The organism is Rhodanobacter glycinis (assembly GCF_006438785.1).
Taxonomy (GTDB): domain Bacteria; phylum Pseudomonadota; class Gammaproteobacteria; order Xanthomonadales; family Rhodanobacteraceae; genus Rhodanobacter; species Rhodanobacter glycinis_A.
This window is the reverse complement of sequence record NZ_RCZB01000004.1, coordinates 390,151-413,485: the sequence shown is the minus strand read 5'-3', so window position 1 is coordinate 413,485 and position 23,335 is coordinate 390,151. Positions and strand designations below refer to the sequence as shown.

15 protein-coding genes and 1 pseudogene are annotated in these 23,335 nt (G+C 65.5%); 7 read left to right on the top strand and 9 right to left on the bottom strand.

What is annotated here, in order from left to right; all coding sequences use genetic code 11:
• Nucleotide 1: 1 nt before the first annotated feature.
• From EAH75_RS15685 to EAH75_RS15675, 3 genes are all read right to left on the bottom strand, one after another.
• Nucleotides 2–1,387 carry an APC family permease gene (locus EAH75_RS15685; protein WP_140806112.1) on the bottom strand — a complete coding sequence of 462 codons (1,386 nt, stop codon included), beginning with the start codon at nt 1,385–1,387 and terminating at the stop codon, nt 2–4.
• A gap of 197 nt (nt 1,388–1,584) precedes the next feature.
• Nucleotides 1,585–4,800: a TonB-dependent receptor gene (locus tag EAH75_RS15680; protein WP_140806110.1), complete on the bottom strand. Its 3,216-nt coding sequence runs from the start codon at nt 4,798–4,800 to the stop codon at nt 1,585–1,587.
• A gap of 5 nt (nt 4,801–4,805) precedes the next feature.
• Nucleotides 4,806–5,951 carry a glucokinase gene (locus EAH75_RS15675; protein WP_240046128.1) on the bottom strand — a complete coding sequence of 382 codons (1,146 nt, stop codon included), beginning with the start codon at nt 5,949–5,951 and terminating at the stop codon, nt 4,806–4,808.
• Between the two features lie 434 nt (nt 5,952–6,385).
• On the opposite strand from EAH75_RS15675, the gene EAH75_RS15670 reads away from it, so the two are divergent.
• On the top strand, nt 6,386–7,411 hold the full coding sequence (locus EAH75_RS15670; protein ID WP_140648661.1) for an NAD-dependent epimerase/dehydratase family protein: 1,026 nt from the start codon (nt 6,386–6,388) through the stop codon (nt 7,409–7,411).
• A gap of 30 nt (nt 7,412–7,441) precedes the next feature.
• On the opposite strand, the pseudogene EAH75_RS15665 reads toward EAH75_RS15670, so the two are convergent.
• A pseudogene (locus tag EAH75_RS15665) lies at nt 7,442–7,900 on the bottom strand (NADP-dependent oxidoreductase); the annotation flags it as partial.
• Between the two features lie 84 nt (nt 7,901–7,984).
• The gene (locus EAH75_RS15660; protein WP_140648660.1) at nt 7,985–8,572 is read right to left on the bottom strand and encodes a DNA-3-methyladenine glycosylase I; all 588 of its coding nucleotides are present in this window, start codon (nt 8,570–8,572) and stop codon (nt 7,985–7,987) included.
• Nucleotides 8,573–8,650: 78 nt separating this feature from the next.
• Here EAH75_RS15660 and EAH75_RS15655 point away from each other — a divergent pair, with 78 nt between their 5' ends.
• Nucleotides 8,651–9,538 carry a DMT family transporter gene (locus EAH75_RS15655; RefSeq protein ID WP_140806108.1) on the top strand — a complete coding sequence of 296 codons (888 nt, stop codon included), beginning with the start codon at nt 8,651–8,653 and terminating at the stop codon, nt 9,536–9,538.
• Between the two features lie 6 nt (nt 9,539–9,544).
• Here EAH75_RS15655 and EAH75_RS15650 read toward each other — a convergent pair whose 3' ends face one another.
• Both EAH75_RS15650 and EAH75_RS15645 read right to left on the bottom strand, forming a co-directional pair.
• The gene (locus EAH75_RS15650) at nt 9,545–10,492 is read right to left on the bottom strand and encodes a pyridoxal-phosphate dependent enzyme (RefSeq protein ID WP_140649620.1); all 948 of its coding nucleotides are present in this window, start codon (nt 10,490–10,492) and stop codon (nt 9,545–9,547) included.
• Between the two features lie 38 nt (nt 10,493–10,530).
• Complete coding sequence (locus EAH75_RS15645) at nt 10,531–11,544, bottom strand: aldose 1-epimerase (RefSeq protein ID WP_140648658.1); 1,014 nt, start codon at nt 11,542–11,544, stop codon at nt 10,531–10,533.
• A 65-nt stretch (nt 11,545–11,609) separates the two neighbouring features.
• On the opposite strand from EAH75_RS15645, the gene pepN reads away from it, so the two are divergent.
• Nucleotides 11,610–14,261 (top strand): aminopeptidase N, encoded by a 2,652-nt coding sequence (pepN, locus tag EAH75_RS15640; RefSeq protein ID WP_140648657.1) that lies wholly within the window; start codon nt 11,610–11,612, stop codon nt 14,259–14,261.
• A 92-nt stretch (nt 14,262–14,353) separates the two neighbouring features.
• On the opposite strand, the gene EAH75_RS15635 is transcribed toward pepN, so the two are convergent.
• Nucleotides 14,354–14,533 carry a hypothetical protein gene (locus EAH75_RS15635; protein WP_241668965.1) on the bottom strand — a complete coding sequence of 60 codons (180 nt, stop codon included), beginning with the start codon at nt 14,531–14,533 and terminating at the stop codon, nt 14,354–14,356.
• A 605-nt stretch (nt 14,534–15,138) separates the two neighbouring features.
• On the opposite strand from EAH75_RS15635, the gene mnmG reads away from it, so the two are divergent.
• From mnmG to EAH75_RS15615, 4 genes are all read left to right on the top strand, one after another.
• Entirely contained in the window at nt 15,139–17,016 is a 1,878-nt protein-coding gene (gene mnmG / locus EAH75_RS15630) for a tRNA uridine-5-carboxymethylaminomethyl(34) synthesis enzyme MnmG (protein WP_140806106.1), read from the top strand.
• An 85-nt stretch (nt 17,017–17,101) separates the two neighbouring features.
• Nucleotides 17,102–17,869 carry an RDD family protein gene (locus tag EAH75_RS15625; RefSeq protein WP_140806104.1) on the top strand — a complete coding sequence of 256 codons (768 nt, stop codon included), beginning with the start codon at nt 17,102–17,104 and terminating at the stop codon, nt 17,867–17,869.
• A 153-nt stretch (nt 17,870–18,022) separates the two neighbouring features.
• Nucleotides 18,023–20,365 (top strand): Tex family protein, encoded by a 2,343-nt coding sequence (locus tag EAH75_RS15620; RefSeq protein ID WP_140648653.1) that lies wholly within the window; start codon nt 18,023–18,025, stop codon nt 20,363–20,365.
• 94 nt (nt 20,366–20,459) lie between these two features.
• Nucleotides 20,460–22,316: an autotransporter outer membrane beta-barrel domain-containing protein gene (locus EAH75_RS15615; protein WP_140648652.1), complete on the top strand. Its 1,857-nt coding sequence runs from the start codon at nt 20,460–20,462 to the stop codon at nt 22,314–22,316.
• Nucleotides 22,317–22,387: 71 nt separating this feature from the next.
• Here EAH75_RS15615 and EAH75_RS15610 read toward each other — a convergent pair whose 3' ends face one another.
• Nucleotides 22,388–23,263: a YbaY family lipoprotein gene (locus tag EAH75_RS15610; RefSeq protein ID WP_140648651.1), complete on the bottom strand. Its 876-nt coding sequence runs from the start codon at nt 23,261–23,263 to the stop codon at nt 22,388–22,390.
• Nucleotides 23,264–23,335: the final 72 nt, after the last annotated feature.

Here is a 23,335-nt window from a genome sequence, read left to right as displayed (position 1 = left end):
GTCAGTCCTTCTCAAGATAGGCTTCACGGATTTCCAGTGGCGCGAACGGCCAGGAGCGGTTGACCTTCGCCCAGATCGCGAACACCACCAGGCCGGCCACGATCCAGATGCCGGACAGGATCAGCGACAAGGTGGACGCCGAAACATAGACGTAGATCCAGCCCACCAGCGCGATCACGCACGGCACCGGATACAGCCATTGCCGGTACGGTCGATGCAGCCCGGGCTGGCGTTGGCGCAGCACCACCAGCGCGGCGATCTGCGCGATGAACTGCACGATGATGGTCGCGGCCAGCAGCATGTTGATGACTTCGGTCAGGTCGAAGAACGTGCCGACAGCCGTCAGCACGCCCATCGTGAGCAGCGCCACGTGCGGAAAGCCGTGCTTCGCATGCAGCTTGCCGAACACGGACAGGAACACCTTTTCGTGCGCCGCCTGGAACGGCACGCGCGAGCCGCCGAGCAGGCCGGCGAACACCGAGGCGAACGCGGTCACGATGATCAGGAGGGTCATCACCGCGGCCGCCGTGTGGCCCCAGCTGTGCTCCACCACCAGCGACGCCACCGAGGTGGAGTGGGCGATCTCCTGCCACGGCGCCACGCCGAGCACGCTGATGTTGAGGATGAGGTAGACGAACATCATCGCGACCACCGAGATGATGATCGAGCCGGGCATGGTGCGACCCGGGTCGCGCAGCTCGTCACCCATGTAGGCGGTGGTGAAGTAGCCGAGGTAGTCGTAGATGCCGATGATCAGGCCCGCGCCGAGGCCCACGAAGAAGTGACCGCCGAACACGCCGGCCGGATAGCTGAAGGCGTAGCTGGAATGGAAGTCCGAGAAGCCCGCCGCCGACACGCCGACGACCGAGAGCAGCATGATCACCCACAGCGCGATGGTGATCACGCGGATCGATTCGATCCGCCGGTACAGCAGCAAGGTGACGAGGGCCGTCGCCAGCAGGCTGATCAGATGCACCGGCCACCAGCCCAGGTGCGGGAAGAAGAAGCCCAGGTACTCGACCATGCCGATGATGCCGGTGGACATCAGCAAGGGGATCGTCAGCAGCACCGTCCAGATGAACAGGAACGGCATCAGCTTGCCGGTGCGGTATTGGAAGGCTTCGCGCAGGTAGACGTAGGTTCCGCCGGAGCCGGGCATGGCCGCGCCCAGTTCCGCCCAGACCATGCCGTCGGCGATCGCCAGGATGGCGCCCACGATCCAGCCGATCACCGCCTGCGGCCCGCCCATGGTGGCGACCATGATCGGGATGGTGATGAACGGCCCGATGCCGCACATCTGGGTCATGTTGATCGCGGTGCCGGTGAACAGGCCGATCGAGCGATGGAAGCTGCTGCCGCGCGTGGATGGTCGGGTTTGATCCTGCATGTCAGCCTTCGTCGTAGGACGCGGTCGGAACGAATGGGAGAAGTGCGTGGAGGCTAGTCTGCCTGCAGGCCGCTTGGCGTACGCGGCACGCATCAGCCTCGACCCGTGGCGGACTCGAAGCAACTGCGGAAGCGAAGGCGATCATCTGGAAGCCTGTCGCGCGTGTCGCACGCGACAGGCTTCCAAGCCCCTTTCCGTCACCACTGACCGCGGATGCCGACCATGAACATGCGTTCGGAGAAGTTCGAATGCGCCGGCTGGTCGGGCCACACCAGGTAATACCTCTGGTACTCGTTGGTGAGGTTGGTGCCGTCCACGAACACTTCGGCCCACTTGGCGATCTTGTACGAGACCGACGCGTCCAGGTACTTCTGCGGCGCCTCGTACATTTCCATGCCGCTGATCCCGCCCACGTCCTCCGACACGGCGCGCCGCGAGCGGTAGTTGTAGGCGACGCGGGCCTGGAAGCGGTCGTCCTGGTACCACAGGATGAAGTTGCCGGACTTGGTCGAATTGTCCTGGAACGGGATGTTGTGCCCGGCCAGATCGGTGGCTCCGGAGTCGCTCGGCGCGTAGGTGGCGTTGATCTCCATGCCGGTCTTGGACAGGATGCCGGGCAGGAAGGTGAAGCCCTGGCGGTAGTCGAACTCCATGCCGTGGATGCTGTTGCCGGTGCCCTGGATCGGCTCGCTGATGGTGACGCAATGATTGCGTACGACGCCATCCTCGTCCGGCAGCGTGCAGTCGATGACGCTGCCGCTCTTGATGAAGCTCTGCACGTTGATGCGGAACAGCGCGAGGCTGAGCATGCTGGTGGGGTTGATGTAGTACTCGAGCGAGGCGTTGTAGTTCTTGGAGCGCCACGGGTCGAGGCTGGGGTTGCCGCTGGAACTGCCGGCCGCCACGCGGAACAACGGGCCCTGCGGGGTCTCCACCAGCGAATAGTTCAGCTGCAGCCCGCCGCCCCAGGTGCTGAGGTCAAGCGGCATCATGTTCTTGGAGAAGCCGAGGCGAAACTTCAGGCTGTCGGTGAGATCCAGCGCGAAGTTGGCCGCCGGCAGATAGTCCTTGTAGCTGCGCTGGGTGACCTGGGCGCCGATATCGGCAGGCTCGGTGCCGTAGGCGCCCGGATCGCCGCTGAGGCGCTGGGTGACGCCAAGGTTGGTGCGGATCACGCGCAAGCCGACGTTGGCGCTGTACGGCATGCTGCCGAGGTTGCCGTCGAAGTTGGCCTGCACGTAGGCCGACGTCTCCTTGATGCCCACCGCCCAGGTGGTGCCTGGCTCGCCCTGCCGCTGGGTCTGGGGATAGAGCGATTTCCAGTAGGCTTCGGGGTTGTCCATGGCATGCGGATCGATCGCCCAGAAGGTGATCCCCGAGCCGAGCAGGTTGCTGTACTTCTTCCAGTTGTCGGCCAGCGGCCCCGGCGTGTTCGGAATCTGCAAGGCCGAGATCGGGCCGGCACGAAAATAGCCCTGATCGTTGCCTGCCGTACACGAACCGCTGTTGAGCACCACATCGGCACCGACGTAGCGAACCAGGCAACCGTTCGGGTCGCTGGCGCCCATGCCGGCGTACACCGGCGTGACCAGCGTGTAGCCGATGTTGTCGGCATGGCGGATGCTGTTGCGCGCGCCGAAATCCAGCTTGATGCCATTGCCGAAGTCGTAGTGCCCATCGAGCCGAAGCACGTTGAGGGCGACCTTGCGATCGTAGTCACCGGACGACTCCAGCGTCTTCATCGTCCAGCCGTTGGGGTCGGCGAACTGGTTGGCCAGCGACGAGGGCAAGCCGACCGTCAGGTAGCGGCCACGCAGGTCGGCGGTGACCGGAACCGTGTTCTGGGGCATGCCGTTGGCGTTGAAGACGCGGTTGCCGCCGAGCTGGTCGGGAAAGACGTAGGTGCCGGGCGGCACGGTGGAGTCGGGTACGCCGTCCATCAGCACGTTGGACCACAGGCCGCCATCGGAATTGGAGATGTTGATGTCGGTCTCCGCGTTCGACTGGCGCGCGGTGTCGTGAATGCCGCGAATGCTTGCCGTGAAGGGCCCGCCGTCGTCGAAATCCAGCTGGGCGTTGAAGTTCTTCGCGGTGGAATCCTTGCGGGTGATCTGCGAGAACGATTCCACGTCGCCCGGCCACTTTTGGTAGACCTGGGTGGTGTACAGGTGGCTGCCGTCCCAGCCCGGCTCGGGCGTGCCGTAGGAGCCGGCCACGGGACGGCCGGTATCGCGCGACTGCAGCGGCACGTAAGTCGCGCCCTGCCAGTTGGTGGAGTTGATCTGGATGCCGACGTTGCGGTCGAACTGCTTCTGTTGCGCGTAGAAGTAGTCGCTGGTGAAGGTGAATCCGCTGCCCAGGTCCATCTGGAACGAGGCGCTGCCCGACTTGCGTTTGCGCTGGGTGGTGATGTCGTACAGGCCGATGTTCTGGCTGCCCATGAACACGCCGTTGGATTTGCCGTCGCCATTGACGTCGACGCTGCCGTCGGGGTTCTGCACGATCTGCGAAGGAATCGGCGCACCGTTCCACGGCGTCAGGAAGCCGTTGTAGCCGCCCGCGCTGGCCGCGTTCTCACCGTTCAGCACCACGCCGTACTGGTCGAGGCCCTCGTTCGAGTTGGATCGCGTGGTGTCGGAGTAGTCGGCGGAAACCAGCAGCCCCCAGTGACCGTCGTCGTTGAACGAGATGAGGCCGTTTGCTTCGGGCCCCCATTTGCTGCTGGTCCGCCCGCGCTCTCCATTGGCGGAGTAGCTGTAGGTGAATCCGCTGGGCAGGTCCCACGGGCGATACGTATGCAGGTCGAGCGCACCACTGATGCCGCCGTCGGTAGTGCTGGCGGTGGGCGACTTGATCACGTCCACGCCGTGGAACAGCGTGGCTGGCAGCATGGTGAAGTCGGGCTGTTGCGAGTCGATCTGGTCCGCGGTGATGAACGCTTCGCCGTTCAGCATGGTGCCGACCTCGGGCAGGCCGCGCACGTCGACCGTGGTGCCCACGCCTGCGTCGCGGTTGATCTGCACGCCGGTGACGCGTTGCAACGCATCGGTGATGGTCACGTCGGGCAACTGGCCGATGCTCTCGGCGGTGATGCTGTCCTGGATGTTCGGCGCCTGGCGCTTCAGTTCGATCGCGCGCATCTGCGAGGCGCGCACGCCGACGACGTTGACGGCAGACAACGCAACCGCATTCTTCGCGTCCTTGTCTGCCGTGCCGCTCTTTTTCTTGGGCTCGACTTTGCTTGCATCGGGCGAGGACGTTGCCGACGCGTCTTGCGGCGCGGCGGTCTGCGGACCGGCGGCATCCACCGGCGTGCCCGTGCGCGGGGATGCCGCCGCCGATGTCGCCACCGCCGCCAACAAGGACATCGATACGGCCAATGACAAGGGGTGCCTGCGATGTAGGGTGGACATGTGCCTTACCTCTTGGTTGATGCCTGCCGCGCCCCCTGGGGCACGCCATGCCTGAGATACCACTGGGCCGCGCCGAGCACGCCGTGGCGCCCGTGTTCGGTGACCCACACCGGAACCTGCGAAAGGAATGCGCGCACGCTGCGTCCGTGCAGGAACCGCTCTTCGAACGCGCTGTGTTCGAGCAACGCGAACATGGAATGCAGGAAGCCACCGGCCAGATACACACCGCCGGTGGTCATGAAGGTCATCGCCAGGCTCCCGGCGAAACTTCCGAGCGACGCGCAAAAGATCTGCACGGCTTCCACGGCCTGCGCGTCACTGCATGCCGCGGCCGCGGCGGTGACTTCCTCGGGCGTTGCAAGCCTCGGCGTTTCCCCTCGCAAGGCGCACAGGGCCGCATACGAAGTCAGCAGGCCGGGACCTGAGACGATGCGTTCATACGCCACGTAGCCGCCGTGTGGCGCCAGGTAGGCGAGAAGCTCGCGTTCGCGGACCGAACCGGGTGCGAAATCCATCTGGCCGGCTTCGGTCGCCAGCACGTGGCCGCCTGCCGAGGCGGGCAAGCGCACGGCCGCGCCCAGGCCTGTTCCGGGGCCGATCACCAGCACCGAACCCTGGGTTCGCGCAGCCGGTCCGCACAGCAGCCGGGAGCCACTGGCCGGCCCGTTGCCGAGTGCGTATCCCAATGCCTCGAAGTCATTGAGGACGGCAACGTGGTCCAACGCCATCGACTGGCGCAGCTGCGACAGATGGATTGGCCAGGGCGAGTTGTCGTTCAACACCTCGTCGTCCTTTACGTGGCCGGCGCAGGCAAGCACGCAGTGCCGCACGCCGGTCTCCGCGTCGCTGTCCACGAACGATTGCAACAGCGCCGCCAGCCCGTCGAACTGCGCGCAGGCGAGCTTGCGATAGGCAAGCACTTCGGGCTCGCGTCCCTCGTCATGGGGCGCCTGCATCAACGCGACGCGGGCAAACGTGCCGCCCACGTCGGCCGCCAGAAATGGCAACGCCGCGACGCGCGCTGGTGGATCAGGATGGGTGATTGCCAAGTCCACTGTGCCTCCCCGCACCGGAACGGCATCAGATTGCGAGTCATTGTCACCGGTGTCAACTTGCAGAGCCGCATACAGAAAGTCGTCGGCCATATCCATGCAAGTTGCTGATAAAGAGCGTTATCTGCCTATTCCACGCAGCCATATCGGAGCCGACATGGTTGCGGCGCAGCATTTCGGTGTTCGAGGCCTGTGGACAGCGCGAGGATCGGAACAGCCGCCCCGCCCTCCTGCATGCCGCCAGCGGCCCATGACGCTCGAGGTCGGAAGTGGCGGTGGAGGCGGAGGCCGCGCTTGCCCTCGCCCATGGCGATGCATCGCCGTGTCGCCACGCCTCCGGCAAGATGCACGCGTCGGCCCGGCGCTTGCTGTTCCGGCACGGCGCGACGACGGCCGGATGACATGCCCGAGGTCGGCGGCGACTGCCATTTGCCGGTGCGATTGCGCGATGATTCAGCGGGCGCAGCAGGCCGGTGGCGGACGGCAGCGGCTCACCGTGATGGCGCTAACTTGCCTGGCTAACTGGAGAATCCATGTCTCGAATCATCGTCATCGGAGGCAGCGGACACATTGGCGCCTATCTGATCCCTGCACTGGTGGAACACGGACACGACGTGGTCAATATCAGCCGCGACCAATCCAGAAAATACCGCCCTCACCCGGCCTGGCGATCCGTGGAACAGGTCACGCTGGACCGGATGGCCGAAGAACGATCGGGAAGATTCGCCTCCTGCGTGGTCGAGCTCCGCCCCGACATCGTCGTCGACCTGATCTCGTTCGACCTGCCCAGCACGCAGAGCCTGGTGCATGCCCTGCGCGGGAAGGTCGAACATTTCCTGCATTGCGGAACCATCTGGGTGTACGGCCATAACGCGGCCATCCCGGCGGATGAAGACGACCCACCCAATCCGTTTGGCGAATACGGCATCAACAAGGCGGCCATCGAGGCGTGGTTGCTGCACGAGTCTCGCCGCACCGGTTTCCCGGCCACGGTGTTCCGGCCAGGTCACATCGTCGGGCCGGGCTGGACCCCGATTGGTCCCTGCGGCAACGTCGACATCGAGGTGTTCTCGCGCATGGCACGCGGCGAGGAAATCTCGCTGCCGAACTACGGGCTGGAAACCCTCCACCACGTGCACGCGGATGACATCGCGCAATTTGTCATGCGGGCGATTGCCAACCAGTCTGCGTCCGTCGGGGAGGCGTTCAATGTCGTCGCGGAGAAAGCATTGAACCTGCGTGGTTACGCCGAGGCCATGTTCCGCTGGTTCGGAGTGGAGCCGAAGATCCGCTTCCAGCCTTTCGACGAATGGAAGACCGGGCAGACCCCCGAGCAGGCGGATCAAGCCTGGGAACACATCGCGCGAAGCTCGTGCATGTCCATGGAGAAGGCGCGCCGTCGCCTCGGTTACCAGCCACGCTACACGAGCTTGGCCGCCATACAGGAAGCGGTCTTGGCATTGATTGCCGCCGGCGATGTTCAAGTTGGACCGATAACCGACGCGCACCTGTCGTTGACCATGCTTCCAGGAAGCAGACCGCTGCCACCGGCCGGTTAGGGTGGAGACGAACGCCTCTCTGACCCCATCCACCTCGCCGCCCACGTTCTCGAAGTTCACGTGCATGCCATCGGGCGTGGCCGCCCTGAGCTGGTGCTTGAAGTCCGCAGCCTTGTAATCGACGGCAGCATCGAAACCCAGTTCGTCGATCAGGTAACGGCACTTTCGGCGCCGCCGACCACCAGGGTTTCGCCGGCCTGCAGCGGGGCGATGTCGGTGAGGCCGTAGTGGACCGCGTTGAGCGCGACTGCACCAAGCGGCCCAGGCCGAGCGCACGCATCACCTCACCGATCGCCAGCGGTGGCAGGTATTGCGGGATGTCGCGCATCCACACGCGATTGGTCGGTCCATCGACATGTGCAGCACGCGCAGCAGTACTTCGCCGTCCTTAAGCTCGGACACGACCTCTTCCACCAGATCGAAATTCTCGCGCTGCACCAGGCCTTCGGGGCGGGTTTTCAGGCAGAGCTGGCGGTTGATGATGGACATGGGGAATCTCCGGGAACGGTGCATGGAGTAGCAACAATCACGCTCAGCAGCTGGGCCGACTCTTCGCGCGACGTTGACGGCACCCTATTTGCCCACGCAGACCTTGTGCCGGAAACATCCCACCAGATGATCATTGATCATCCCGGTCGCCTGCAGCAGCGAATAGCAGATCGTGGTGCCGACGAAGCGAAAGCCACGCTTCTTCAGCGTCTTGCTCATGCGGTCGGACAGCTCGGTGCTGGCCGGCACCTCGCTCTTGTCGCGCCAGCGATTGACCAGCGGGTTACCGTCGACAAATGACCACAGATAGACGTCCAGACTGCCAAACTCCTTGATCACATCGAGCGCGGCAATCGCGTTGTCGCGCGTGGCCGTCACCTTCAGCCGGTTGCGGATGATGCCGGGATCGAGCAGCAGCTTTTCCAGTTCGCGATCCTTCATCGCGGCGACGCGGGCGATCTCGAAGCGGTGGAAGGCCTTGCGATAGTTCTCGCGCTTGGCCAGCACGGTGCGCCACGACAGGCCCGCCTGCGCGCCTTCGAGGCAGAGGAATTCGAACAGCGCGCGGTCGTCGTGCAGCGGCGTGCCCCATTCGGTGTCGTGGTAGTCGCACATCAGGGCATCGCTGCCGGTGGCCCAGTGGCAGCGTTGCAGGTTGGTGGTCTTGGTCATCGCAGGGTCCGGTCATGCGGTGCCGCACACCGTAGCGGACACCGCTAGACTTGTCGCCTCACTCTCGTCCGGCCCGCCATGTCGCCTTCTTCCCAGCCATCGCGCGGCGCGCTGTTTGCGCTGCTCGCCACCATCCTGATCTGGGCCTACAGCTGGATCGTGATGAAGCAGGTGCTGGCGCATGCCGGGCCGTTCGATTTCGCCGCGCTGCGTTACCTGATCGGTGCGGCCGTGCTGTTTGCGGCGCTGCTGCTGTCGCGACAGTCGCTGCGGCCACCGCCGCTGCTGCCGACGATCCTGATCGGCCTGTGCCAGACCGCCGCGTTCCAGGGACTGGAGCAGTGGGCACTGCTCGATGGTGGGGCCGGCCATGTCGCATTGCTGGCGTACACCATGCCGTTCTGGGCGGTGCTGCTGGCGTGGCTGCTGCTGGGCGACCGGCCCACTGTGCAGCACTGGCTCGGGCTGGCGCTGGCCGCGATCGGACTGCTGTGCATCATCGAACCATGGCATGCCATGGGCAGCATGCTGAGCACCACGCTGGCGCTGGCCGGCGGTGTCGCGTGGGCGGCCGGCACCGTGCTCAGCAAGCGCATGTTTCGCCGGCATGCGCCGTCGGTGCTCAACCTCACCGCGTGGCAGATGCTGGCCGGTGGGATCGCGCTTGGCCTCGTCACGCTGGCGGTGCCGCAGCGTTCGATCGAGTGGGACTGGCCGTTCATCGGTGCACTGGCCTACAGCGCGGTGCTGGCGTCGAGCCTGGCGTGGTGGCTGTGGTCGATCGTGCTGCAGCGGCTGTCGACCACGGTGGCCAGCGTGTCCAGCCTCGGCGTGCCGATCGTCAGCGTGCTGCTGGCGTGGCTGATCCTGCATGAGCAGCCATCGATGATGGAGCTGCTCGGCATCGTGTTCGTGCTGCTGGGCCTGGCCGCGGTCAGCGGCGTCGGCGCGCGCCGCCGCGGCTGAATTTGTTCACCACGGCAGTGCCCGAAGATCCACGTTGCCGCCGGTCAGTACCACGCCGATGCGGCGGCCGGCGAAGCGTTCAGGTTGCTTGAGGATCGTCGCCAGCACGGTGGCGCTGGACACTTCGACTACCTGCTTCAGTTCCGACCAGAGCAGCTGCATCGCGGCAATGGTTTCTGCGTCGGTGACCGTGATCACTTCGACCCGATGCGTGCGCAGCGCGTCGAGATTGCGTTCGCCGACCAAGGCGCGCAGGCCGTCGCATACCGTGTCGGGCACCACCGTGGTGACTCGCACAGCCTGCGCCAGTGACCGCGCGGCATCGTCGGCGCCCTGCGGCTCGGCGCCGAACAGCGACAGCGCCGGATCGATCGCATGCGCGGCAATCGCCACGCCGCTGGCCAGGCCGCCGCCACCGACCGGGGTGATCAACGCTGTCAGGCCACTCACCTGCTGCAACAGTTCCAGTGCCAGCGTGCCCTGCCCGGCCATCACCCGGGTATCGGCGTACGGATGCACCATCACCGCACCGGTAGCGCGCTGCACCTCGGCGGCCATTGCCTCGCGGGCGGCCTGGGTCGGTGCGCAGCGGTGCAGGATCGCGCCGGCACGTTCGATCGCCTCGACCTTGGCGCGCACTGCGCCTTCGGGCACCACCACGTGCGCAGCGATACCGCGTGTCGCTGCAGCGAGTGCCAGCGCGTTGCCGTGGTTGCCGGAGGAATGTGTGACCACGCCGTGTGCGGCCTGTTCGTCAGTCAATGCCCACACTGCATTGCAGGCACCGCGAAACTTGAACGCGCCGCCGCGTTGCAGGTGTTCGCATTTGAAATACAGCTCGGCGCCGCTGAGCGTATCCAGTGCCGCACTGCGCAGCACCGGCGTCACCCGTGCATGCGGCGCGATGCGTGCGGCAGCATCGCGGATCTGTTCGAAATCCGGCAGGACATCCATCACGGCATTCATAGGTTGCGTACTCACAGGTTGTGTACTCATGACAACTCGACCTCCACACCACAACGGAAACGGCGTTCGGCACCCGGCTCCAGCCGGACCGCCTGGGCGCAATCGGGGCGGTTGAAGGCGTTCGCCATGCACTCCATCGGTTCCAGCGCGATCGCCCGGCGTGCGTTGCGACTCACCGTGTCGGCGGTGAACGCGTGCATCACGCCACGCTCCTGCCACACCGCGATGCCAAGACCGCTGGACGGATCGCGCAGGCGGGTGCGGATGCGGCCGTCCGCATCCGCCTCCAGGTCGGTGTAGCCCTGATCGAGGATGCTGTCGCCGAGCCGTCGCGATTCGCGAAAATCGAGTGCCGGCGCATCGTCCAGCGCCACATATGCAGCCGCGCCGGGTAGCGCGATCAGGTCGGCGCCGGTACGGATCAGCGTCTGCGCGGGAATCTGCAGTTGCCAGCCATCGACCAGACCGTCGGCCAGTCGGAAGTACGGATGCCAGCCGAAGAAGCACGGCGCGGCGCGGTCGCCGACATTGCGCATGCATGCTTCAAGGGTGAGGCCGGCGGCATCGAGGGTGAACGTCGCCTCGAGATCGATCGCATGCGGATAGCCCGCCTGCGGACGGATTTCCGTGGTGCCCAGCGTCACCTGCGCACGCCCCTCGTCGGCCACCAATGCGATGACGTCGAAATCCACGTCACGCACGAAGCCATGCCGGCTGGCGCGTTCGGCACCAGTGACGCCCGGTTGCAGATCCTGCACGTGACCATCGAAGTCATAGCGCGCGTCGGCGATGCGCCCGGCAAATGGCGCCATGATCGCGAAGCGTGAGCCCGCGCGACTGGTCACCTCGGCCGCATCGCGATAGCCGTCGGCAAGATCCTGCGTGGCCGCGCCCAGTGGCACCTCGAAACCGAGCAGGGCCGCGCCGTGCTGTGCAATGCGGACGCGCCGTTGGCCGGTGTGGTCGGTCAGCACCACGATGGCCTGATCGCCCAACCGGGCCCGTTCGGCGCCGTAGCGCGGAGCGCTCGATGTCGCCATGGGATTCTCCTGCCGTTGAATCGGCCCATGTTAACCTCATCAGTTCCCACCCCAATGCCGTCCCCATGCACGTCCTCCCAGAGCAAACCCCTGCGCTGATCCGTCTGCGTGATTACCGCGCACCCGCCTGGCGGGTCGAGACGGTCGAGCTCGATTTCGACCTCGGCATCGAGGCCACCGAACTATCCGCGCGCTTGCTGCTGCGGCGCGACGCTTCACAGAACCTGCCGCTGCGGCTGGACGGCGAAAACCTGCAGTTGCTGTCGATCGCGCTCGATGGCGTGCCACTGCCGGCCACCGCGTACCGCTACACCGGCAATGTGCTGGAGGTCGATGGCGCCCGCGATGGCAGCGTGCTGGAAACCCGCGTGCGGTTGCGCCCGGCGGCGAATACCGCGCTGGAAGGCTTGTACCTCTCCGGATCGCACGAGACGGGTTTTCTGCTGACCCAGTGCGAAGCCGAAGGTTTTCGCCACATCACGTTCTTTCCCGACCGGCCCGACGTGCAGTCGCGCTACAGCGTGACCCTGCGAGCCGATCGCGCGCGCTTTCCGGTGCTGCTGGCCGGCGGCAATCCCGATGGCAGCGGTGAACTGGAGGGCGGCCGGCACTGGGCGCGCTTCGTCGATCCACACCCGAAACCCAGCTATCTGTTCGCGCTGGTCGCCGGTCGGCTGGAAAAGATCGAGCGCGACTACGTCACCGCCGACGGCCGCGCCGTGCAACTGAAGATCTGGGCCGAAGCGGACGCCATCGGGCGCTGCGGCTACGCGATGGACGCACTGGAACGCTCGATGCGCTGGGACGAGCAGGCGTATGGCCGCAACTACGACCTAGACGTGTTCCACGTTGTTGCCACGCATGATTTCAACATGGGCGCAATGGAGAACAAGGGCCTCAACATCTTCAACGCGAAGTGTCTGCTGGCCGACCCGGACTCGACCACGGACGACGAATATCGTCATGTCGAGGCAGTGGTCGCGCACGAGTACTTCCACAACTGGAGCGGCAACCGGGTGACCTGCCGCGACTGGTTCCAGCTGTCACTGAAGGAAGGGCTCACGGTGTTCCGCGAGCAGAGCTTCTCGGCCGATATGAACTCTGCGCCGCTGAAACGCATCGAGGATGTTTCGCTGCTGCGCCGCGCGCAGTTCCCGGAAGACGCCGGCCCGCTGGCGCATCCGGTACGCCCGGCGCAGTACAGCGAGATCAACAACTTCTATACCGCTACGGTGTACGAGAAGGGTTCCGAGCTGGTGCGCATGCTGGCCGGCGCCCTGGGCCGGGCCGGCTTTCGCCGCGGCATGGATCTCTACTTCGAGCGCAACGACGGGCACGCCGCCACGCTGGAGGATTTTCTGGGGGCGCTGGGCGATGCCAATGGCACTGACCTGATGCCGTACCTGGCCTGGTACGGTCAGGCCGGCACGCCGCGGCTGAAGGCGCATGGCCGCTACGATGCGGTCCGGCAGGAATACACGCTGACGCTCGCGCAGCACGCGCCGGGCACAGCCGGAGCCGAGCCCCGGCCGGCACTGCCGATACCGGTCAAGCTGGCGTTGTTTGATCGCGATGGCGGCATGCTGCCGCTGCATCTGGATGGCCAGACGTCCGAAGGCATCACCGAACTCGTGGTGGTGCTGGCCCAGGTGGAGCAGCGATTCGTATTCGGCAACGTCGCATCGTCGCCGGTGCCGTCCCTGTTGCGAGGATTCTCCGCGCCGGTGATTCTGGAGTGCGATTACACGCCGGGCGAACTGGCGCTGCTGCTGGGTCACGATGTCGACGGCTTCAATCGCTGGGAAGCCGGCCAGCAACTGGCCGCTCGCGCCTACGAAGATCTGCGTGACGGTGCGTCCGCTGACGCCCTGCAGGCCTGGTGTGCTGCGCTGGCGCTGCTGTTCGATAGTCATGGCATCGACGACGCGCTGCTGGCCGATCTGCTGACCCCACCGGGCGAGGTCGAGCTGGCCGAGCGCGAAACGGCGATCGATCCGCAGCACATCCACCATTTGCGCCAGCGCCTGCAATTGCGGCTGGCCGAGCGCCTCGGCGCCGAGGCGCTGCACCAGCGCTATCTGGCGCTGGCCGCGCACACCACCATCGACATGGATGCCACCAGCCAGGCGCGCCGACGGCTCAAGCGCCGCGTGCTGGAGCTGCTGAATCTGCTCGACCGCGCCCGTGCAGGCGAACTGGCTGCCGCCCAGTACCACGACGCACCCGGCATGACCGACCGGCTCGCTGCACTGACCGTGCTGCTGCGCGGCCAGGCCCCGCAGGCCGCATCGGCACTGCTCGATTACCGCACGCGTTACGCGGATAACGCACTGGCGCTGGACAAGTGGTTTGCCGTGCAGGCGCAGATACCGGACGAGGATGCGCCGGAGCGCGTCCTGATGCTGGAGCGCGACCCCGGGTTCACGCTGAAGAATCCGAATCGGGTGCAGGCGCTGCTGGGTGCGTTCGTGCGCGGCAACCCGAGTGGGTTCCATCGGATCGATGGCGCCGGCTACCGGCTACTGGCCGAGCGGTTGATCGCCCTTGATGCGTTGAATCCACAAGTCGCGGCGCGACTGGCGACGGCGTTCAACGGCTGGCAGCGGCTGGAGTCGCAACGTCGTGGTGCCGCGCGTGCGGCTATTGCGGAACTGGCCGGGCATCACGGGCTTTCCCGCAACCTGGCCGAAATCATCGGCGGCGTACTCAATCACTGATCAGCGATGCAGCCGCTGACAGGGCGCGCGCGATGTCAAGCATCGTCCTTGCATGCGCGGGGTACCCCGCGCATGCAGACAGGATGTTTCATTCAGACGGCCAGATGATCGAGCGCTTCGAGCAGGCTCTGCATGCGCGACTCGAGACCCGGCTGCAGCGCGCCACGCTCGTTGTCTTCACGCTCGCTCAGGCCGTCGATGGCCATCTCGACCTGACCAAGTTCGATCAGCAGATCGTGGTGCGGATAAACCGGTTGGAAATCGAAGCTCATGTCCATGACGTACCCCATCGTGGTTGGTGATGAGGTAGATGCAACCGCCATGCCAATGTGTGATCCACATCACAGTGATTTTGGGGCCGACAGCACGCGACTGACGCAGCACGTCATCTGCTGCCGCGGCTCGACACAAAATCACCTTTCAGTCACCCCGTGTTCACGCAATTGCGGTGAATATCGATCCACGTCTACGGCAGCGGAAACGCTGTCTGCGTCAGGAGCTACCGGTTTCTGGCGCTCGGCAACACGGTCATCCTGGATTCCCCCTGTTCCTGAGACCGCCGAGCGCCAGATCTATACAACACAAGGCCCCGCGGCCGGAACGCCGCGGGGCCTTGTGTTTGCTGGCTTCCGAAGAATTGCGTAGCGCACAAAAGGCGACGGCACCCCGAGGGGTGCCGTCTTGCTTCCTTTCCTGGTACACGATCGAACCCCTGTCCGTCCGATCTCGGCGCGCGATGACCGCGCAGCGTCTGCCCCTGAAAGTGCCCGATAATTCAAGCAGGAAACATGCCAGTTTGCCGAATCGGCTCGCAAGGTATTGATGGCGCTACCATAGCGCCCTGTTTCGTCACTTTTTGCACGCTCAGGGCAGTTCCATGCGCCACCCGACCCACTACGACGTCATCGTGATCGGTGGTGGCCACGCCGGCACCGAAGCCGCGCTGGCTGCCGCGCGCGCCGGTGCGCGGACGTTGCTGCTCAGCCACAACATCGAGACGATCGGGCAAATGAGCTGCAACCCGGCCATCGGCGGCATCGGCAAGGGTCATCTGGTGAAGGAAATCGACGCGCTGGGGGGCGCGATGGCGCACGCGGCCGACCGCGCCGGTATCCAGTGGCGCACGTTGAACGCGTCGAAGGGTCCGGCCGTGCGTGCCACCCGCTGCCAGGCCGACCGCGCGCTGTACAAGGCGGCGATCCGCCACATCGTCGAGAACGAGCCGAACCTGCAGTTGTTCCAGCAGGCGGTGGATGACTTGATCGTCGAGAACGGTCGCGTCCGCGGCGTCGTAACCCAGATGGGTCTGTCGTTCGCAGCGAGCACCGTGGTGCTCACCGCCGGCACCTTCCTGGCCGGCAAGATCCACATTGGCCAGGCGCAATATGCCGGTGGCCGTGCCGGTGATCCGCCGGCCAGCACGCTTGCCGCAAAGCTGCGTGAACTGCCCGTCGCGGCTGACCGCCTGAAGACCGGCACGCCACCACGCATCGACCTGCGCAGCATTGATTTCAGCGGCCTGCAGGAGCAGCCCGGAGACTCGCCGGCGCCGGTGTTTTCCTATCTCGGCACGCGTGACGAACATCCGCGCCAGGTGAGCTGCTGGATCACGCATACGTCTGAACACACGCATGAGCTGATCCGCGGCGCACTGGACCGCTCGCCGCTGTACACCGGCCAGATCGAGGGTGTCGGGCCGCGCTACTGCCCGTCGATCGAGGACAAGGTGGTGCGCTTCGCCGAGAAGAGCTCGCACCAGATCTTCATCGAGCCGGAAGGGCTCGACACCTTCGAGATCTACCCGAACGGCATCTCCACCTCGCTGCCGTACGACGTACAGCTGGCGCTGGTACATTCGATCAAGGGTTTCGAGCATGCCCACATCACCCGCCCGGGCTACGCGATCGAGTACGACTACTTCGATCCGCGCGGACTCAATCCGTGGCTGGAGACCAAGGCCATCCCCGGCCTGTATTTCGCTGGCCAGATCAACGGCACCACCGGCTACGAGGAAGCCGCCGCACAGGGCCTCATCGCCGGCCTCAACGCCGCGCTCGCGGCGCAGGGCAAGCCGCCGTGGTTCCCGCGTCGCGACGAGGCCTACATCGGCGTGCTGATCGACGACCTCACCAGCAACGGCACGATCGAGCCGTATCGCATGTTCACCTCGCGCGCCGAATACCGGCTGCACCTGCGCGAGGACAATGCCGACCTGCGCCTCAGCGAAACCGGCCACGCGCTCGGCGTGGTGCCACAGGCGCGCTACGACGCGTTGCGCGCCAAGCGCGAGGCGGTCGAACGCGAGCTGCAGCGGCTGGCCGGCTTGTGGGCGACGCCAGCCAATGCGCTCGGAGCCGCGGTCGAGCGCCAGCTCGGCATCGCCGTCAGCCGCGAGACCAATGCGATGGACCTGCTGCGTCGCCCCGAACTCGATTACGCCCAGCTTGCCGCGGTGCCCGGATTCGGACCGGCAGTGGCGCGCGACGATGTCGCGGCTCAAGTCGAAGTGCAGGTCAAATACGCCGGCTATCTGCAACGCCAGCGCGAGGAGATCGAGCGTCAGCGCCGGCACGAGCACACTGCGATTCCCGCCAGCTTCGATTACGACAAGGTACGCGGGTTGTCCACCGAGGTGCTGCTGAAGCTCAAACGAACGCTGCCGGCCACGGTCGGTCAGGCGGCGCGCGTCAGCGGCGTCACCCCGGCGGCGATCTCGCTGCTGCTGGTGCATCTGAAGCGCCGCGACGCCGCCTGATACCGGCGCGGGCACGCCGGGACCTGCCCGCGCCAAAGTCCACTCATGGCATCATGCGCACTTTCACCGGCTAGGGAAGTGCGCAATGGAAATCTGGATCGGCCGCGATGGCGAACGGCATGGCCCGTACAAGGAAGACGACGTCCGCCAGTGGCTGCGCAGCGGCCAGGTCAGCCCGAAAGACCTGGCATGGTACGAGGGGCTCGCCGACTGGCGGCCGCTGTCCGTGCTGTTTCCCGATGAGGTGGTGCATGCGCCGGCGCCGGCCAACCCGTATGCCGCACCCACTGCGCCGCTGCTGCCGCAGGTCACTGCGGTCGTGCTGGAAGATCATGCGGGTTTCTGGAAGCGCGTGGCCGCCTATATCCTGGATGCGATCATCCTGTATATCCCGCAGCTGATCATCCAGAAGGTGTTCGGCGTGGATGTGGCGCAGGCCGCGCTGCAGCAGGCGGCCATCGACGCCGCCGGCAACATGCAACTGGTGATCGCGGCGCAGGAACGGTTCTATGCCGCAATGTGGCCGGCCATCCTGCTCAGCTTCGTGATCGGCTGGCTGTACTTTGCGGTGTGCGAGAGCTCGGCCTGGCAGGGCACGCTCGGCAAACTGGCGCTGGGTATCCGGGTTACCGACATGCAGGGCAAGCGGATCAGCTTTCCGCGGGCGCTGGGGCGTTATGCCGCCAAGCTGCTCAGCTTCATCATCCTTGGCGTCGGTTTCCTGATGGTTGCCTGGACCCAGCGCAAGCAGGGACTGCACGACATCATCGCCGGCACCCTGGTGCTGAACGGCCGTGCCAGTGAGTTCAAACCGAACCAGGCATCGTCTGACAACCACTCGTTCAGCGCCTGACCTCGCATTGTTCTTCAACGGCGCCGCGGTGCAACCGCGGCGCCGTTCTTGTTTGCGCAACTGCGCTGCCGGCGCCATCGAACCGCTTGTTATCATCAGCAGCTTGACCCCCTTCATGCGGCGCAGCGCGTCGCCAGGAACCGATTGCCACTCATGCTCAGCATCGAACAACGCATTGCCAACGATATCGCCGCCAAGACCGACCAGGTGCGGGCCGCCGTGGACCTGCTCGATGGCGGCGCCACCGTGCCGTTCATCGCGCGCTACCGCAAGGAAGTCACCGGCGGTCTCGACGATACCCAGTTGCGCCTGCTGGAGGAGCGCCTGCGTTATCTGCGCGAGCTGGAGGAGCGGCGCGCAGCGATCCTCGCCAGCGTCGAGGAACAGGGCAAGCTCAGCGATGCATTGAAGGCCGACTTGCTCGGCGCCGACACCAAGGCGCGGCTGGAGGATCTGTACCTGCCGTTCAAACCGAAGCGTCGGACCAAGGCGCAGATCGCCCGTGAGGCCGGACTGGAGCCGCTGGCGCTGGGTCTGCGCGAGGACCCCACGCGGTCGCCGGAAACCTTCGCCGAGGCGTTCGTCGATGCGGACAAGGGCATTGCCGACGTGCGCGCCGCGCTCGATGGCGCGCGCGCGATCCTGATGGAAACGATCGCCGAGGACGCGCATCTGGTTGGCGAGTTGCGCGACTGGCTGTGGGCGCAGGGACAGATCCGCGCCAAGGTGGTCGAGGGCAAGGAAAACGAGGGCGCGAAGTTCCGCGACTACTTCGACCACGTCGAGCCGATCGGCAAGATTCCGTCGCACCGTCTGCTCGCGTTGATGCGCGCGCGCAACGAAGGCGTGATCGAGCTGGAGCTCTGCCCCGCTGCCGATAGCGAGCAGGGTCATGCCGAAGGTGAGGGCCGCGTCGCCGCCCGCGCGGATATCCACCACCGTGGCCGCGCCGCCGATGCGTGGTTGCGCGAGACCGTGCGGCTGACATGGCGTGTGAAACTGCATCTGCACCTCACGCTCGACCTGTTCGGCCGCGTGCGCGAAGGCGCCGAGGACGAGGCGATCCGCGTGTTCGGCGACAACCTCAAGGACCTGATGCTGGCCGCACCGGCCGGCGCCAAGACCGTGATGGGACTGGACCCCGGCATCCGCACCGGCTGCAAGGTCGCGGTGGTCGACGCCACCGGCAAAGTGTTGGCCACGGACGTCATCTATCCGTTGGAACCCAAGCGGCAGTGGAACGAGTCGCTGGCGTCACTGGCGCGGCTGTGCAAGCAGCACCATGTCGACCTGATCTCGATCGGCAACGGCACCGGCTCGCGCGAAACCGACAAGCTGGCCGGCGAACTGATCAAGGGTCTGGCCAAGGCGGATGCTGCGCATATGATCGCCAAAGTCGTGGTGAGCGAAGCGGGCGCCTCGGTCTATTCGGCCTCCGAAACCGCCGCGAAGGAGTTCCCGAATCTGGACGTAACCCTGCGCGGCGCCGTCTCGATTGCGCGGCGCCTGCAGGATCCATTGGCCGAACTGGTGAAGATCGAGCCGAAGGCGATCGGCGTCGGCCAATACCAGCACGACGTCAACCAGATCAAGCTGGCGCGCGCACTCGACGCCCGCGTCGAGGATTGCGTCAACGCCGTCGGTGTGGACGTGAACACGGCCTCTGCCGCATTGCTGGCACGCGTGGCCGGCCTCAGCACCAGCGTGGCCGAAAACGTGGTGAAGCACCGCGACGCCAACGGCCCGTTCGCCAACCGCAAGGCACTGCTGAAAGTGCCGCGACTGGGCGACAAGGCGTTCGAGCAATGCGCCGGCTTCCTGCGTGTGTCCAGCGGCGACAACCCGCTGGATGCCAGCTCGGTGCATCCGGAAGCGTATCCGGTGGTCGAACGGATCATTGCGCAATGCGGTCGCGAGGTGCGCAACATCATCGGCGACAGCGGCTTCCTGCGTGGCCTGAAGCCCGAGCAGTTCACCGATGAAAAGTTCGGCGTGCCCACCGTGCGCGACATCCTGAAAGAGCTGGAGAAACCCGGCCGCGATCCGCGCCCGGAATTTGTGGCACCCAGCTTCGCCGAGGGTGTCGAGGACGTGAAGGATCTCAAGCCCGGCATGATCCTCGAGGGTCGCGTCACGAATGTGGCTGCGTTCGGCGCGTTCGTCGACATCGGCGTGCACCAGGATGGGCTGGTGCATGTCTCGGCGTTGTCGCACACCTTCGTCAAGGATCCGCGCGACGCGGTGAAGGCCGGCGACATCGTCAAGGTCAAGGTGATGGAGATCGACCTGCCGCGCCAGCGCATCGGCCTCAGCATGCGACTCGACGACGAGCCGGGGCAGGCGCGTGCGGGACGCCCTGCCGGCGGTGGTGGCGGCGACGGCGGCAAGCGCGATGGCCGACCCGGCGCACGCCCCGCTGGCAACACTCCGAAGGCGGCGTCGGCACCGGCCAACAGCGCTTTTGCCGATGCGCTGGCGCGGGCTGCCAAACGCTGAACCGCTGGCGCTGCGGCGCAGCATGCGGTTCCGTATGGAGTGCAATACCCTAACGATCAGTTAACACGGCCATTTCGGCCCAGGAGTAATTCCCATGCTTCGTACCCGCCAGCTCGCCAGCGCCATTGCTGCCACGTTGCTGTTCAGCAGTGCCGCCATTGCCACCGATTTCAGCAAGGTCGTTGTATTCGGCGACAGCCTCAGCGACAGCGGGAATCTCTCGCAGGTACTCCCCGGCCCGAGCATCCAGCCGCCGCTGCGTTTCACCACCAATCCAGGCACCGTGGCGATCGAGAATGTTGCCCATACCCTGGGCAACACGCTCAGCCCCTCGCTCAATGGGGGAACCGATTACGCGTGGGGCGGCGCAGGCGTGAACAACAATTCGCCGGGTACACCAGGGGCCGTGCCCACACTGACCGCGCAGGTGAATGCTTATCTGGGCGCAGGCAGCGCCGATCAGCATGCGCTGTATTCGATCTGGGGTGGCGCCAACGACATCTTCTACCATGCCACGCTGGCCGGCGGCGGGCTCGAAACCTCGGCGCAGGCACAGGGTGGCATCGCAGCGGCCGCGCAGCAGGAGGTCAAGCTGATCGGTCAGCTGCAGGCCGCCGGCGTCAAGAACATCCTGGTGTTCAACCTGCCCGACATCGGGTTGACTCCGTCAGCGGCTGCGCAGGGACCGGCCGCGGCTGCCTCGCTGACCGGGCTCAGCCTGATCTTCAACAATCAGCTCAATAGCGGCCTGGGCCAGCTCGGCACCGGCATCATCCCGATCAATGCCTATGGCTTGCTCTCCGAAGTGATTGCCAGCCCGCAGGCTTATGGTTTCAGCAATGCCACCACGGCAGCTTGCGGCATCACTTCCAGTTCGGTGCGCTGCGGCCCGCAGGGCTCCGGTCTGCCGTACACGTACGCCGCCGGCACCGACCAGAGCTACGTGTTTGCCGATGGCGCGCATCCCACCACCGGCGCACATGCCATGCTCGGTCAGTACGTGGTTTCGGTGATCCGCGCCCCGGAGCAGATCTCCCTGCTCGGAGAGGCACCGTTGGCAGCCAACGCCGCGCAGACCCGCGCCATCCGCAGCCAGATGCTGGTCGATGGAGCGAGTGGCGAGACCCGCACCTTCGTCAACATCGACTATGGCCGTCAGCGATTCGATGCCAGCAACGGCTCGCCGAAAACCAACAGCAACAACTTCAACCTCACGCTGGGTGCGGCCGTGCAGGCCACCGATCATCTGTCGGCGGGCGTCGCGCTGGGCGTGGGTCAGGCCAACGCCAGCTTCTCCGGCGGCGGCGGCTACAAGCTGCAGGACATCAGCGGGCTCGGCTACGTCACGTATCACGCCGGCGGTGGCTATATCGGCGGCTACGCCAATTTCGGCCAGTCCAACTTCAAGGACATCGAGCGCCGCATCGACCTCGGCGCCATGCAGCGCACCGAGAGCGGCAAGACCGACGGTTCGCACCTGGGCACCGGCTTCACCGGTGGCTGGTGGTTCGACTTCGACAACCTGCGCACCGGCCCGTTTGCTAATCTGGAATGGCAGACCGTCAAGATCAACGGTTACAGCGAGAGCGGCAACGACAGCACCGCGATGTGGTTCGGCAAGCAGCAGCGCGATGCACTGGTGGCCACACTTGGCTGGCGTCTGCAGGGCCACTGGGACGTCGGCAACACGGTGCTTTCGCCCTACGCCGAACTGGCGTGGAACCACGACGACAAGGCCGATCCGCGCACGGTCAGCGCCGGCCTCAACAGCATGAATGGAACGTTCGCGCTGACCGGCTTCACCCCGGACAAGAACTGGGGCACGGCCGAACTGGGCGTGTCCGCGAAGCTCACCCCGAGCATGACCAGCTGGTTCGGTTACAGCGGCCGCTTCAGCGACACCAGCCAGAAGTACAACAGCCTCAACATGGGCTTCAAAGTGATGTTCTGATCCAGGCAACCGGCAACAAAAAAGCCGCCGGTCACCCCGGCGGCTTTTTCGTGTGCGGACGTCTGGACGGCTTACTTGTTCTTGCCGCCGGTCGCCACGCTGAGGATTTCAACGGCCTGCTTCTTCAGCTTCTCCGCGGCGCCCGGATCGAGCGCCTGTACATCGCCACCGACCTGATGCTGTTTCAGCACCAGCGCGCCATCATCGGTCCAGCCGGCACGATCGATCGCACTCGGCTTCGCATCACGGCTGGACTTGGTCTCCTGCACGACGGCCCAAGGCTTGCCGCCCTTGTAGGCATAGTCGGTGCTGGTGTAGCCCTTGTCGCCGTAATCGACTTCCTCGCGAATGAACTTCACTTCACCCGCCTCGCGGAACAGCTGCCAGCCGCGCGAGTCATCCTTTTCGAGCTTGGTGCCATGGCTGATCTTCATGCCGCCAAGAAGCTTCTGCTCGGCGCCGAAATCGGCCAGCACCTTCTCGCCCGGGGTCTGCTCGGCCACCAGTTCGATCATCACGCCATCATTCTTGCTGCCCTTGGCCAGCACCGGTGCCTGCATCGGCATCGAATAGTGACGCTCGCCGTCGGTCAGGATCGCCTGCACGACGTACAGGTCATCCGGCTTCACCTCGGCCGGATTGAAAGTCAGCTTGAACGACTGCGGGAACGTGCCCGCCGGCGCCGTCTTGCTTGCCAGCGGCGCGGAGCCCACGGCATTGGCCGACACGTCGACCAGGTTCAGCACCAGCGTGGCATCAGCCGACGGCTGGACCGCCCCGCGCACGGAGATGGTGCCGCTCACTTCGTTGGCGACCTTGTTGGCCACAGCTGCCGTATCCGCAGATGCCGGCGCCTCGGTGCCCGCCTGCTGCGACGGATGGGGAGCATTGCAACCAGCCAGGCCCAGGGCCGCGACCGACATCAGCGACAAAACCGTCTTGCGCATGGGAAAACCTCATCAACGTGAAAACAAGCACGAAAGCTGTCGGGCGCCTGTGCGCCGCTGCTTTAACGCGGG